The organism is Microcystis sp. M079S1, assembly GCF_020246425.1.
GTDB lineage: Bacteria > Cyanobacteriota > Cyanobacteriia > Cyanobacteriales > Microcystaceae > Microcystis > Microcystis aeruginosa.
In genome coordinates this window covers 1-15,017 of sequence record NZ_JADBSZ010000200.1, presented here as the reverse complement: position 1 = coordinate 15,017, position 15,017 = coordinate 1, and the positions used below count along the sequence as shown (strand labels likewise).

The 15,017-nt window shown below is 42.3% G+C and carries 11 protein-coding genes; 7 read left to right on the top strand and 4 right to left on the bottom strand.

The genetic code is table 11. From position 1 onward, the window contains the following. Positions 1-48: 48 nt before the first annotated feature. The 3 genes from IM456_RS13180 to IM456_RS13170 all read left to right on the top strand — a co-directional run bounded on the left by IM456_RS13180 (position 49) and on the right by IM456_RS13170 (position 3,870). On the top strand, positions 49-1,806 hold the full coding sequence (locus IM456_RS13180) for an ABC transporter ATP-binding protein/permease (protein WP_287692352.1): 1,758 nt from the start codon (positions 49-51) through the stop codon (positions 1,804-1,806). 38 nt (positions 1,807-1,844) lie between these two features. Then, entirely contained in the window at positions 1,845-2,858 is a 1,014-nt protein-coding gene (locus IM456_RS13175; protein WP_287692351.1) for a hydroxyacid dehydrogenase, read from the top strand. A 76-nt stretch (positions 2,859-2,934) separates the two neighbouring features. Beyond that, the gene (locus tag IM456_RS13170; RefSeq protein ID WP_287692350.1) at positions 2,935-3,870 is read left to right on the top strand and encodes a class I SAM-dependent methyltransferase; all 936 of its coding nucleotides are present in this window, start codon (positions 2,935-2,937) and stop codon (positions 3,868-3,870) included. A gap of 598 nt (positions 3,871-4,468) precedes the next feature. Here the strand turns inward: IM456_RS13170 and dnaN are convergent. Continuing rightward, positions 4,469-5,617, bottom strand: coding sequence for a DNA polymerase III subunit beta (gene dnaN, locus IM456_RS13165; protein ID WP_002739977.1), 1,149 nt, complete (start codon positions 5,615-5,617; stop codon positions 4,469-4,471). Between the two features lie 522 nt (positions 5,618-6,139). Between dnaN and hemL the strand changes: the two genes are divergently transcribed. Further along, positions 6,140-7,441, top strand: coding sequence for a glutamate-1-semialdehyde 2,1-aminomutase (gene hemL / locus IM456_RS13160; protein WP_149985546.1), 1,302 nt, complete (start codon positions 6,140-6,142; stop codon positions 7,439-7,441). Between the two features lie 744 nt (positions 7,442-8,185). Beyond that, a complete protein-coding gene (locus IM456_RS13155; RefSeq protein WP_149985547.1) occupies positions 8,186-8,566 on the top strand; it encodes a DUF1830 domain-containing protein in 381 nt (126 codons plus the stop codon). An 8-nt stretch (positions 8,567-8,574) separates the two neighbouring features. Here IM456_RS13155 and IM456_RS13150 read toward each other — a convergent pair whose 3' ends face one another. Beyond that, a complete protein-coding gene (locus IM456_RS13150; protein WP_287692347.1) occupies positions 8,575-11,202 on the bottom strand; it encodes a chloride channel protein in 2,628 nt (875 codons plus the stop codon). Positions 11,203-11,394: 192 nt separating this feature from the next. Here IM456_RS13150 and IM456_RS13145 point away from each other — a divergent pair, with 192 nt between their 5' ends. After that, a complete protein-coding gene (locus IM456_RS13145) occupies positions 11,395-12,447 on the top strand; it encodes a DNA cytosine methyltransferase (RefSeq protein ID WP_216645578.1) in 1,053 nt (350 codons plus the stop codon). Here the strand turns inward: IM456_RS13145 and IM456_RS13140 are convergent. Further along, entirely contained in the window at positions 12,434-13,129 is a 696-nt protein-coding gene (locus IM456_RS13140; protein WP_149985549.1) for an MAE_28990/MAE_18760 family HEPN-like nuclease, read from the bottom strand. The two genes, IM456_RS13145 and IM456_RS13140, sit on opposite strands and share 14 nt — an antisense overlap. A gap of 2 nt (positions 13,130-13,131) precedes the next feature. Then, positions 13,132-14,244: a DUF262 domain-containing protein gene (locus tag IM456_RS13135; protein ID WP_287692343.1), complete on the bottom strand. Its 1,113-nt coding sequence runs from the start codon at positions 14,242-14,244 to the stop codon at positions 13,132-13,134. Between the two features lie 164 nt (positions 14,245-14,408). On the opposite strand from IM456_RS13135, the gene IM456_RS13130 reads away from it, so the two are divergent. Then, positions 14,409-14,906 (top strand): DUF3122 domain-containing protein, encoded by a 498-nt coding sequence (locus tag IM456_RS13130; RefSeq protein ID WP_287692341.1) that lies wholly within the window; start codon positions 14,409-14,411, stop codon positions 14,904-14,906. Positions 14,907-15,017 lie beyond the last annotated feature (111 nt).

Genomic DNA, 15,017 nt, shown 5'->3' with positions numbered 1-15,017 from the left:
TTAAAAAAAATTCAAGGCATTTCCTAAAAGTTACCCTATATTCAAACTATGCAAACTCCATTTTTTCAACAAGAAACCGTAAAAAGCTCTCATCAATTTTTTGACAATCTGAAATTGATTGCCGCTCCTTACTGGTATCCAACTGATCCTAAAGGAAGGACATTTTCAGAGGTAATAAGTTCATGGGGAATGCTGTTTCTCCTTGTTTTAGTAATTGTTGGACTGGTGGCCTCTAATGCAGTTAATAGCTTCGTTAATCGCTATTTGGTTGATGTCATTATTCAAGATAAAAATGCCTCTAAGTTTATGACAAGTTTATTACTTTATGGCTTAGGATTACTTTTAATTACCCTGTTTACTGCATTTTCTAAATTTGTTAAAAAAAGAATTATTCTGGATTGGTATGAATGGCTAAATCAGCAGGTTGTTACCCAATATTTGAGCCATCGCGCTTATTACAAAATTAATTTTAGATCCGATGTGGATAATCCGGATCAAAGGATAGCCCAAGAAATAGAACCCATTGCTAGAAATGCTGTTAATTTTGGAGCTATTTTATTAGAAAAAGTCTTAGAAATGACTACTTTTTTAGTAATTCTTTTCTCAATTTCCCGACTAGCCGCCTTGATTCTAGTGGCTTATACAATTATCGGCAACCTAATTGCTGTTTCTTTAAGTCGAGAATTAGATAAGATTAGTCAAGAAGAATTGGAATCCAAAGCTAATTACACCTACACTTTAACTCATGTTCGGAATCATGCTGAATCTATTGCCTTTTTTCAAGGCGAAAATCAAGAGTTGAAAATCATTCAACGTCGATTTAATAATCTCGTCAGAAATTCTCTCAGTAAGATTGATTGGGAGAGAAATCAAGACATTTTTAGTCGAAGTTATCGCTCAGTTATTCAAATATTTCCCTTTGTCGTCTTTGCTCCAGCCTATATTCGGGGGGAAATTGATTTCGGACAAGTTAATCAGGCTATCATTGCTTGCAGTATGTTTGCTAATGGTTTTTCTGAGTTAATCCTTGAATTTGGTTCTTTGGGCAGATTTTCCAGTTATGTTGAGCGTCTATCTGAATTTTCGTCTGCCTTAGAAGAAATGGACCGACAACCCAAGGATGCTAGTACCATTAAAACCCTTGAACAAAATGAGATCGAGTTTGAGGATGTTACTTTACAAACACCGGATTATGAAAAGGTAATTGTTCAACATTTATCCCTATCTATCGAACCAGGCGAAGGTTTATTAATTGTCGGACCGAGTGGACGAGGTAAAAGTTCTCTATTAAGAGCTATTGCTGGCTTATGGAATGCAGGAACTGGTTGTTTAAAACGACCTCCCTTAGAAGAATTTCTCTTTTTACCTCAACGTCCTTATATTATTTTAGGAACTCTAAGAGAACAGTTACTTTATCCTAAAACAACCCGTGAAATGACCGATGGAGAACTTGAATCCGTTTTACAACAAGTTAATCTTCAAAATATAGCCACAAAAGTTCATGGCTTTGATGCGGAAGTTCCCTGGGAAAATATATTATCTTTAGGAGAACAACAACGCCTTGCTTTTGCACGATTGTTAGTAACCCATCCCCGCTATGTAATCTTAGATGAAGCCACAAGTGCTTTAGACTTGAACAACGAACAAACCTTATATCACCAGTTACAAAAAGCACAGACAACTTTTATTAGCGTAGGTCATCGAGAAAGTTTATTTAAGTATCATCAATGGGTCTTAGAACTTTTAGAGGATTCTAGTTGGCGACTTGTTTCCATAGATGATTATCGAGCCTCAAAATCTCTGTAACTGTTTCATTGCTAAAACTCAATTTAGGAAAAATTACGATGACTACTACTTCACCAAAAACTCTGACTATGGATATTCAAAAACACAGGGTTCTTTTAATCGGAAAAATGTATGATGAAGCGGGGCAAAAACTTCTTGAAGAATCTACTAATATAGAGATTTTGTCCAACCCTACACCGGAGGAAATTAATGAGGCAATTCAAGAAGTATCTGGCGTATTTGTGCGTTATCCTAATAAGTTAGAGGCTTCATCAATCCGATTAGCAAAACACTTAAAAGTAATTAGTACCTCTGGATTTGGCACAGATTCTATTGATATTATGGCAGCAACAGAACAGGGGGTTATCGTTGTTAATAATCCCGGAATGTCAACTACAGCTGTAGCAGAACACACCTTATCTATGATTTTAGCCCTTGCTAAAAAGCTCCCTTTTTTAGATCATTGTGTGAAAAAGGGTAACTATTTAATTCGCAATCAGATGCAACCGATTCAACTCGAAAACAAGACCCTTGGTATTGTAGGTTTAGGAAGAATTGGTACTCTGGTGGCTCACAAATGTAACCTAGCACTGGGGATGAGAGTATTAGCTTATGATCCCTATGTTCCAGCCAGCAAAGCGGAGACAGTAGGAGCAACTTTGGTCAAAGATTTAGATGTTCTTCTGGCTGAATCGGACTTTGTTTCTTTGCATACTGAACTAACAAGTGAAACGCGGGAAATGTTTAATATCTCAGTTTTTAAAAAGATGAAACCAACAGCTTTTTTAATTAATACCTCCCGGGGAAAAGTCGTTTGTGAAAAGGATTTAGGGATCGCCCTTAATCAAAAATTGATAGCTGGATGCGCCCTCGATGTCTTTGAACCAGAACCGCCGGCTTTAGATAATCCTTTATATAATTTTGAGAATGTCATTCTCTCACCTCATTTAGCCGGAGTAACCCCTGAAGCGAGTCTAGCGGCTGCTGTTTCGGCGGCAAATCAAATATTACAAGTGCTTCAGGGAGAGAAGCCTCCTTATATGATTAATCCGGAGGTGTGGAATCTTTTTTAAAGCATCTAGAGAATCTCAGGGATTCGGTTAATTAAAAATGGCAATATTTCTGCAAAATCCTTAGGAGGATAATAATTTGGAAAACATCGGCAAAATTCCCCTCAAAGATGAATGGCGTAATCGCTGGGCAACCATCAAACAATTTATCCTTAATCCGGTTCGAGAAATGGCGTTTTTGCAAGATCAGTTTCAAGTTTCTGAACTGTATACTAATATAGCGAAACGCGATCCTCATCTTCATGATCCTAATTTTCCCCAATGGCTTAATTTTGGTTATTGGCAAGAAGAAACAACTTATAACGGAGCTTGTGCCGCTTTAGCGCGTAAATTAGCCGAAGTAGCCGAACTTAAAGCCGGAGATCACCTTTTGGATGTGGGTTTCGGTTTTGCTGAACAGGATTTACTCTGGGTAAGAGAAAACAATGTTGGCTCAATTATCGGTCTAAATACAACCGAGTTACAAGTAGAAATTGCTCAAGAAAGAGTAGCTAAAGCAGGGTTATCGGACAGGATAAAACTTCAAGTCGGCTCGGCTACTCAAATCCCTTTTCCTGAGAATTCTTTTGATAAGTTGACCGCTTTAGAATGTGCTTTTCATTTTGACACTCGTGAGGATTTTTTCGCAGAAGCTTTTCGAGTTTTGCAGCCCGGTGGAAGGTTGGCTATAGCGGATTGTTTGCCTAGAGTGGGTCGAGAAATTAACTTCTGGCTGCGGGTTAATAGTAAGAAAATGTGTATTCCCTTTCCTAATCAATACGACCGACATACTTATGTAGAAAAACTCAAAAAGCATGGATTTGTTAATATCCAAGCTTTATCTATTAGTGAATATGTTTGGCCGGCAATGGTTCATTATTTTGCCCAGATTAGCCAAGGGATTAGTAAGCATGATTTAGTTATCGATCTCCAGAAAGATAACCCTGGACTTGAAGCTTGGTCAAGCAATCGGGGTTGGTTTATGGCGTTTGATGATTATCTTTTGTTTTCGGCAGAAAAGCCTAAATTAAACTGAGTTCGGTTTAAGCAGATTGATGTAAAACCCAGTCCATAGATAGGGGGGACTTCTTGTTAGCGATTGGCTATTAATCAAGGAGTTGAGAATCTAGAATTGGCCAAGGTTTTCTAACAGTCCCTTCTATAGCGTTATCCCGAACGCAGGTTAAGCTAGAAATCGCTAGTCACCCCCCAGATGTAGGGCTGATTCATTCTCTCTTATGTCATTCTCTCAACTCCTTATCTGGTAACGTTTTTAGTCGATTTCTCGGAAATACATAGCTGAAAATTTGTCAAAACGTCGTGCTTTGTAGGTTGATTCATGAATCAACCTACTATGAGATTTGATTCATGAATCAACCTACTATGAGAGCAAAAACCTGTACTCCCCTGCTTCCTAGCTTACCTCGTAAGCGATTAAAGGTAGCAAAAAAAAGAATTAGATTCGGAGAATGAATTAGCCCTAGGATTAAGGGGGGATCGACACCCCCCTTATCAAGGGGGGATTAAGGGGGGATCGAACCCAAAATCTATATTCAATTTAATTATAACCAGCTACTTACAATCAAAAATGGGATAGGTTAAAAACAGATCCCACGGTTCCGATTAAGTCAGAATTACTGACGAATTTGTACCGGCATCACCAAATAGGTCATCTTTAAACCTCCCAAGGGGGTAAAAATAACCGGTTGGGTACTAGCATTTAACTGCATTTGGATATCATTATTGGGTAAAGCCTTCAAACCGTCCATCAAGTATTTAACATTAAAGGCAATATCGCCACTTTCTCCCTGAATTTCCGCCGCCATGGACTCTTTGGCACTACCTAAATCGGGAGATTCCACCGCTAGGGATAAACGGTCATTTTCGCTATCGAGGCTAAACTTGACTAAATTATTCTTTTGGTCCGATAAAACCGCCACTAATTCCAAACAACGGATTAATTGTTTGCGGTCTAAAACCAAAGAACGCTCGAAGGATTTAGGAATTAACTGATTATAAGTGGGATAGGCCCCTTCTAACTTACGACTGGTTAACCTCTGTTCCCCCATTTCAAAGATGACTTGAGAATCATCCACATGCAGAGTAATAGTCTCGATATTTTGTTTTGTTGCCATCATTCTTTCCAATTCTCGCAGGGCCCGGGCCGGAATGGTGACATTAAAGCCACCAGAGGCACTTTCCACCTCCTCTAGGGGAGTTTGTACCACCGCTAAACGATGACCGTCTGTAGCGGCAAATTCTAGACAATCGACGGTTTTAGTTAAATGTACCCCCGTCAACACCTGTTTAGTTTCATCGCCACTAGCGGCAAACAATGCACCTTTTAGTCCCTCTGTCAAGGCAACTATAGGTAAATTAACAATTTCTCCATCGGCCACCGTGGGCAATTCTGGGAACTCATCGGCTTTCATGCCGCGAATTTGGAACTGTGCCGAGGCGGTTTTCAGGAAAGCGAGACTATGCTCCTCATCATTCTCGTTTTCTTCCACAGAGATAGTGATTTCCCCCTCTCCCAAACGAGAGACAATATCGTTAAGCAATTTTGCCGGCAGGGTAATTTTGCCCCCTTCCACCACCTCGGCCCGAAAACTGGTGCGAATCCCTAAACTCAAATCAAAAGCAGTCAGGCTAATTTCGCCCTTTTCCTCATCGGCACAAAAGAGAACATTTCCCAACACCGGATGGGTAGGACGACTGGCAACGGCCCGACTAACTAGGGATAAATTGCTGTTGAGTTCGCTTTGACTACTGGTAAATTTCATAGCAGGAATAGTTTTTTTGTACGCTAAGAAATAATAGCAAGAATTCCCCTGTGGAAAATCTGTGGAAAACCGGAGCTTTTTTCGATCGCTCTTTCCGGGCTAAAATCTATCAATAGCAATAACTTCGCCCATTGCGAGGGTGTTTGGAGCAATTCTGAAAAGATTGTGGAAAAATGGTCAAAAGTGAAATTTTCGCCCTTTCTCAGCCAATTACATAAGTAGGTAGGCGTTAAAAGTTGTCAGATCCCCCCGCCTATCGGCACCCCCCTTATCAAGGGGGGCAGGGGGGATCAAACCTAAAATCCATTTTTAATTTAATTATAACCAGCTACATAAGTTGTTAAGGATCAAGCTATAAGTCAAGAAGAGCGAGACTTGATCCGACCAGCGCTCTTCCTAGGGAAAAATTGCGTCAAATGTAGGCCAGTGATCTTTAAAATGGAACAAGCAGCAGGAAGTTAACAAAACAAAGCTCCGGGCATTCCCCGAAACCGATAGACTCAAGTAGACAAGGAGACAGGATTGGTTAGCACATCTTCGTATCAAACAACAAAATCGAAAGAAATCTTTACAGCCGCTCAAAAATTAATGCCGGGGGGTGTAAGTTCCCCCGTGCGGGCCTTTAAATCCGTCGGTGGTCAACCCATCGTTTTTGAAAGCGTCAAAGGGGCCTATATTCGCGACGTGGACGGTAACGAATACATCGACTATGTGGGAACTTGGGGACCGGCTATCTGTGGTCATGCCCATCCCGAAGTGATTGCCGCCCTGCACGAGTCCCTAGACAAAGGGACCAGTTTCGGCGCTCCCTGTGTTCAAGAAAATATTCTCGCTGAAATGGTGATTGATGCCGTTCCCAGCATTGAAATGGTGCGTTTTGTCAATTCTGGCACCGAAGCCTGTATGTCCGTCCTGCGCTTAATGCGGGCTTTTACCGGCCGGGATAAAATCATCAAATTCGAGGGCTGTTACCACGGTCACGCCGATATGTTCCTCGTTAAAGCCGGCTCTGGTGTAGCGACCCTGGGCTTGCCCGACTCGCCGGGGGTTCCCAAAACCACCACTAACAACACTTTAACCGCCCCCTACAATGACTTGGAAGCGGTAAAAGCCCTCTTTGTCGAAAATCCCGACTCGATCGCCGGGGTGATTTTAGAGCCAGTGGTGGGTAATGCCGGCTTTATCGTGCCGGATGCTGGCTTTTTAGAAGGATTGCGGGAATTAACCAAGGAATACGGGTCCCTATTAATGTTTGATGAGGTAATGACCGGATTCCGCATCGCCTACGGTGGCGCTCAGGAAAAATTCGGCATCACCCCCGATTTAACCACCCTCGGCAAAGTTATCGGCGGTGGGCTGCCGGTGGGGGCCTACGGCGGTCGGGCTGATATTATGGCGATGGTGGCTCCGGCCGGCCCGATGTACCAAGCGGGAACCTTATCCGGCAACCCTTTGGCCATGACAGCAGGAATTAAAACCCTCGAGTTACTCCAGCGCCCCGGCACCTACGAATATCTCGATAAAGTGACCAAATCCTTAACTGAAGGGCTGCTGAAAGTGGCCAGAGATGCTGGTCATAGCGTTTCTGGGGGTCATATCAGTGCCATGTTCGGAATGTTTTTCACTGGCACCCCCGTGCATAACTATGAAGATGCCAAAAAGGCCGATGTGGCTAAATTCGGTCGTTTTCACCGGGGAATGTTGGAAAGAGGCGTTTATCTAGCTCCTTCCCAGTTTGAAGCAGGTTTTACTTCTTTAGCTCACACAGAGGCCGATATCGAACGGACTTTGGCCGCCGCTCAAGAGGTTTTAGAAAGTTTATAGTTAATGCTGCTTCGGCCAGGAAAATTGATTGATAGAGTCCCAAGATTGATGAGTTGACATTTCCCCGCTTGCAAAAGACGGGGATTCTCAGGGGAAATTTGGCTAGAAACCCCGAACAATCGAGGGATTATTATCCCCAGCACTGTAAAACTTATCAGTCCCAGCACAGGCCGCCCCTTTTTAGTCAACCAGATCGATAAGATCAAGAGCAAGAGGTATCTAACTTGACAAAAATTACCTCGGTTTCGATAATCCTGAAACCGTTAACAAAAGTGAGTGATAAATAGGGTTTGCGGCAAAAAGTTTTTCCTGGGGGCAGGGTGTGGGGTGTAGGGTGTAGGGTGTAGGGTTTTAGCGATTTTGAGGGGGTCAATTACCTAATTTTCAGGGAAAAAGTCCAGGAATTTTCCACCCGATCACTCCGGGATCTGGCACTTTTTGGAAACCAAAAAGTCTAAAAGTCTTACCCAACAAGGTTTTTAGATTTATTCAGCAGACCCTAAATAGCTGGGCAAAAAATCAAGAAAAACAGCAAAAAAACGTAGTTCCCCCCTTGACAAATAGCCAAAACTAGGCATTAGTTAAATTTAATGATTTTTTAATAAAAACCGCCTTCTATCACCAGAAAAAGCGATCAGTAGATTTTTATCAGAGTAATGTAATCATCTTTACAACTATCGGGGATCAAAGGATGTTAGGGTGAAGGAGCGATGAGAAACACACTTTAAGATCACCCCAATTGCTATGGCACAGATTCTCGATCCCCTCCCCAACGGCAAGAAAAATAGTATTCTTTGTTGCTATGTCAATGCGACCAGTCATATTCAAATTGTTCGCATCACCAATATTGCTAACTGGTATTTTGAAAGGGTGGTTTTCCCCGGGCAGCGTTTAGTATTTGAGACCCTAGCGGATGCTTTCTTAGAGATTCATACGGGGATGATGGCCAGTGCCATCCTTTCCGATAACATCCCCTGTGAACGCCTTTATATCAGCGATGGGGATGACGATGACTCCGATGGTCAACTAGAGGGGGAAATATTCTACCCCCATTCCCTAGAGGAAAGTCAAGGGGCGAAAATTGACAATACCGTACCCTTCAGTTTAACTTTAGCTTCCGCCTAGCTAATAACCTAATCTGATAATTCCTCTCGCACGAGAATCACAGTGCAATTAACGGCACGGGCAATCGTCGAGGGGATATTGCCATTTAAGAACTGATTGAGCAAACTTTCCCTAGATGCACCCAAAAGCACCAAGGAACAATCCTCCGATTCTACCAGATCAATGACCGCCTCGGCCGGAGAGGCCGAACGAATCGGTAAAGGTACAATCGGCCGTGCGATCGCTTTCTGTAAAGATGCTTGTAAAACCTCCAAAGTGGACAGATCTGGCAGTAAATCCGTCGGGGAATAGATTTTACACAACCAAAGTTCGGGATGATCGGAAGACTCGGACAAAGACAGCAAACTAGGCAATAATGCTAAAGCGCGTTGGGCATTAGGACCGCCGGCGGTGGGAATCAGCCAAATCCTTTCCCGATTAAGATCATTGGGAAAACAATCCTTTGTCCCCAATTTTACCAAGATGGTTTCACAGGGAGCTTGAGCAATCAAAGTATCGACTAAAAACCCGAAAATCGCCCCGGTGGTGGATTTTTCCCCCGTCCAACCCATAATTAATAAATTGCTGTGTCGTTCGCGAATCGTGGCCAAAATCCCGTCGGCGATATCCTGAGCCACGGAAATTTGTGTATGAACAGATATATTCTGCTGTCGGGCTAATCTTTCCAGACGATGAAGTAATTTGCGTCCTTCCCGCGTATCTACCCTGACTTCCGCCGGAGAACTAAGACGAGGCACAGTAATCACATAGAGACAATCTATTTCATAATTGCGTTCACGGGCGATGGCAGCAGCAATTTTAAACAAAGCGGTAGCGGTGTCGGGATTGGCAATAGGTAACAAAATCCGACCTATTCCCACAGCCGGGGAACGAGTTTGATAAACCACATAGGAAGGGGTACTGCGTTGGGGCAGTTGACAAACCCCCCCCAATTGATCAGCTTCCACCCGGATAATATCGGTGCGGGTGATGATCCCCACCAGTTTTTGACCATCGGTAACGGGTAAACGGGAAAGCTGATAGCGATTTAAGAGAAATAAAACATCGCTTAAAGCTGCCTGGGGAGCCACCGTAATCGGATTGGGAGTCATGATCTCCCGTAGGACGGTTTGACTGTTTTTCGATCGCCATTTATCCAGATCACTTTGGGTAAAAATCCCCAATAGTCGCCCCTGTTCCACCACGGGAAAACCGCGATGATGGGAACGGGACATAATTTTCACCACTTCCCCCAGGGGTAAATCTGCCGGCAGAATTTCCACCTGCGATTGCATCACATCCATAGCCGACAGATGGGCCAACACATCATTAGAAGGGGTTTCTTCGTTGAGAATAATACCACTAGCGGAAAGTAAATGCTGATAGAGGGAACCGGGGTGAATGCTTTCGGCAGTGATATAAGAAACGGCACAGGTCAACATCAGGGGCAGCACAACATTAAAATTGCGATGCAGTTCAAAGACAATCACGATCGCCGTTACCGGAACCCTGACTACTCCCGTAAAAAAAGCCCCCATACCCGCTAAAGTATAACTAGCTTCGTTGCCGAAACCCATAATTTTCGTCTCGATTCCCCCCACCAGAAACCCCAAGCAGGATCCCAACACCAAAGCGGGGGCGAGGAGTCCTCCCGGAGCGCCAGAACTATAGGAGATCATCGTCAGGAAAAAATAGACGACGAAAGCGAGGGCGGTATTCTGCCAACTTAATTCCCCTGCCAGCAAAAATTCCCGTAAACCCGTATTATCTCGAAAAAAGTCGGGTAAAAAGGCCACTACCGTTCCCGATAACCAGCTGACCAGACCGATGCGCCAAGCCAGAGATAACCGCCAACGCCGCTGCATCTGGCTACAAAAAAGGATGCCTTGATTGAATAAAGCCCCCAATAAGCCCGCTAAAACCCCCAAAAGGCAATAAATGGGTATTTCTTGGGCAGAGAAGCTAATATTGGCATATTCAGTGATCATTGAGGGGGTATTCTGCAGCATCATCGAAACCACGGCCCCGGTAAAGGAAGCCACAATCGCCGTTTCTAGGGTCATACTGGAGACATCGCGCATTAATTCCTCGATCACAAAGAGGACGCCGGCGATGGGAGTAGTAAAACCGGCCGCTAACCCCGCGGCCGCCCCAGCCGCGATCATCTGACGACGGTGATCGGGACTGGTGGGCAGCCAGACGCTTAACTGGGCTGCTAGGGCTGCCCCGATGTGTACCGTGGGGGCCCGACGACCAAGGGTTAAACCACCGCCAAGGATCAGGATCGCCCCGATCATTTTTACTAGGGCGACCCGCCAAGACAGGGGCAAAGGATATTTAGCTAGGGCCGCTTTTACTTGGGGAATACCACCCCCGGCGGCCGCGGGGGAGAAGTGTTCGACAATCCAACCGGCACTGTAACCAAGCAGAAAACCGCCGAGGGGCAAAACTAGGAAAGGAGAGGAATTGGCTACTAGATGCACCCGCCAACCACCTAACCAACCGATGCCCAATTTCAGGATAATAGCGGCAAGGGCGGAGAGAATTCCGATTAAACAGGCGACCAGTAAAGCATAACGACTATCGGTGGCGCTACGTCCGAAGTGTTGGGATTTGAACCACTGACGGAGGTTTTGGTGACGGGCAAAAAGTCCCATAATTATCAGGGAGAATCAAGGCAATGGCGGAGCGAGGATTTATTTCGGGTTCTGATTCCTCGTCTCTTTAATCATAGGCCGTTAAGTTCTGTAACCGTTCACCTTGTTTCTACCAGTGGACCCAATAGTAGTTTTTCGATCGATGGGCTAGGATCAAAGGTTGTCCCTATCTTTGATCGGAGGATATAAAACTTGTCATTGATTGACCATATCTCTACAGTGGATCTATTTTGTGGGGCTGGGGGGCTAACCCATGGTTTTGAGAAAGCTGGACTAATCGTTAAAGCGGGTTATGATATCGACCCAGCTTGTCAATTTCCCTACGAACATAATAACAAAGCCCAGTTTATTTTAAAAAATATCGAGGATGTTAGCGGCGATGATTTAGCAAGTCATTTTTACGGCAGCAAAGTGAAGATTTTAGCCGGTTGCGCTCCTTGTCAACCTTTTTCTACTTATTCAAGACGTTACCTGCAGCGTGATATGAAATGGAAACTTCTCCAAGATTTTGCTCGTTTGGTGCAAGATTGTCAACCGGATATTGTTTCTATGGAAAATGTTCCACAATTACAGAATACTTCAGTTTTTGAGGAGTTTATTCAGAAATTAATTAGCTTAAATTATACTATTGAATCCTCTAGGGTCAATTGTCTGGATTATGGCATACCTCAAACCAGAAAACGCTTGATTTTATTGGCTTCACGCTTTGGTAGGATTAATCTACTTCCTGCCACTCATAGCCCAGAAATGTATGCAACAGTCCGCACAACTATCGCTCATCTTCAACCATTGCAAGCAGGACAAAAATCTGATTTTGATCCTCTGCACCAATGCAGTAATTTATCTGCACTAAATTTACGTCGTATTCGAGTTTCCAAACCGGGGGGTACTTGGAGTGATTGGCCAGAAGAATTAATTGCCAGTTGTCATTTAAAAAATAGCGGTAAAACCTATCCTAGTGTCTATGGTCGTATGGAATGGGATCAACCAAGTCCAACAATTACAACGCAATTTTTCGGCTATGGTAATGGTCGATTTGGACATCCAGAGCAAGATCGAGCTATTTCTTTACGGGAAGCGGCCTTATTACAAACTTTTCCTCAAAATTATCAATTTTTATCTCCTGATGAACCGGTAGTTTTTGACCGGATTGGTCGCTTGATTGGTAATGCTGTCCCCGTTAAGTTAGCTGAAGTTATTGCTTTGAGTATCTTAAATCATATCCAGATATTTATCGATCATTAATCTGAGATTTATCTAAATAATCTTGTCCAGTAATATATTGGTTAATGTTGTTTAATATTTGTTCCAGATAAGCAGTTACTTCCTCCTTAATTTTTAGCAACTCCTCCACAGTAATATCTTTACCAATTTCAGCAAACGATTTATTTCCATGAGCTAAATCATTACGTTTATTCATGATCATATACAAGCTTTCCCCATGTTTGGTCTTGTTATATTCAGTATCAAAAGAGAATCCAAAATTTTTCGCAGTTTTGCTAATTTCATCTCGATCGATATTACCAGAGAATAATTCCTGACTTTTAAATCCAGCTGCAATAATATCAGTAGAAATATCTTTGATTTTAGAGTGAATCTTGTCTGGGGAGCGTTTTTTAAAATTTTGAATAACAATTTTTTTAATTTCAATCCTTACCGAATTATAGGAAACTTTTTTATTTTTGAGTTCATCAAAAATTGCGGTAACTGCATTTCTCATACTTGATTCAACCAGATTATAGAGTAGTAAAAAACTATTGGCTTTAAGGGTTTTAATTAATTGGGAGTCTAGGGGTATATTTTCCCTTTGTCCATCATCTTTTAATACCGATAATTGTAGGGTTTCCTGTTCTAATTTTTCTAAAAATGCGAAATATCTATTAATTTCTTCTACCCGTTCCTGAAAATCGATCAAAACTGTTTGCATAGTTAATTCAAAAGATGATCACGAACGTATTCTATACGACGAATTACTTTAGGTCGAGAATTACTGGCATCAGAAGTAGTATATTCCTTAAATTCTTCTGAGTCTAACCAATCGATCGACTTGGGAACCAATTGGGGATTTTCTTTTAAGGCTAAGGCAACCCCCACGGAAATGGCTTCAAAGCGAATTCTGGGAGTCCTAACATGGCCTTTTGCTTTAGAAAATCCATTGGGAAAATATTTCTCCACAAAATCTAACATGATTAGAAATTGCTCACGAAACTTCTCTTGATCAAGATTATTTGTATTCTGTTTCTCCAGATATTCATCTAAAAATTCATTGACCCTTTTAGCAAAATTTTTATAATTATCTAAATAGGCAAAGAAACGTAAGACAAATTCTTCTGGTTCTCTTTGGCGACGAGACGCTTCCGATAAGGGACAAAGTTTGATAAATTTTTCTTCTTGAGCAAGTTCTGCTAATAAATTAACTAGGGGACCAGGAGATATACCTCTCCGTTTTTCCATATCATTTAAGGGGATACTACCTGTATTGATACGTTCAAACAGGTCTCTGCGTACTTCTTCGTCGGCTTTTTCTGTAAGCACTATCATGCGAATAGTAGAACGATTGAAGCGCCTTTGTCTCCCCAATGGTAAATCACTAAACCTAAACCCATTTAATGTTTTTAACTTTTTTAATTCACATAATTCTAGCTCATCATTGAGAAATCTACTTAAAGTCCGAATGCGTTGAGTTCCGTCAATAACTTCCAACCTCCCTAAATCTTCTTCCTCGTCCTTGCGTAAATCTGCTACAAAAATATAGGGTATGGGTAGGCCTAAAAAAATTGATTCAATGAACTTCGACTGGTGAGCTTCTGGCCAGATCATCTCTCTTTGGTAATCTGGTATATAAAGTTCATTGATGTCGTCCTCTAAACCATCTTTATATTTTTGAACTAAAACTTCCACAGGATATTCCTTTGTGTCGTAATCAACTATTTTCTGTTTTTCGCGGATTTCTTGCTCTGCTTCCTCTTTCAGACTATCGCTGATTTCTGTTCTGGCAAATTCATCGGGTTTGTTAGCCATCTCGAAGTTACTTGCAACCATCAATTTATCTAATCAATCATACAATGTCTTTGCGGAAAAAAGCCGCTCCACTTCCCTTGACAGCAGCTTTTTTTGAATAATTAACTGTATAGTGATATAGTTATGTTAATTTAGCTCAAGTGCCGAAGCTCTTATCACATTTTTTAGCTAATGTCAATAAAATTATGAAACGATTTCTATTATTATTTTGTGTTCTCGTGAGTTTTTTGCTATTTATCAGCCTTCAAATCGATTTTTCCTTGTCCGCACTAGCTCTAACTCGACAACAGCTAGAAGGTCCGGGGCAGCTGTTATATCAATCCCGTCATAGTTTGCGCGATGATACCGGCAGTCCTTGGCAGGTGGTGTTATTCAAACGAGTTAAAGATGGGGAAACGGTAGAAATTAGTTTGCGCTTGGTGGGATTTCCAGAGGGGATTGAGTTTCTTCACCCAGAAAGATTAACGATAACCACTGCTAAAGGCCAAATTTTAGCGGCTGAGGATGCTTTTGCCCAAGAATCACCCGCAGCTAACGTTGGTCAATACAAGATGCGGTATATCTTAGCACAGCTACCCGTTACCGAAGCGATCGAGCTTTCCCTACCCCTAGACAATCCCCGCTCTCTCAGTATCCCGATTCCTGTACTTTTAGGTTCTTCGTTACTTAGTATGGTTCGATAGGGTGGCATAAATCGACTAAATCCTTATCTGGCAAGAGATTTAATTGATTAGTTCGCTCTAGATAGAAAACAATTAACAAAAATCGCCAAATGTCTTTCTCTATAAGAGTTT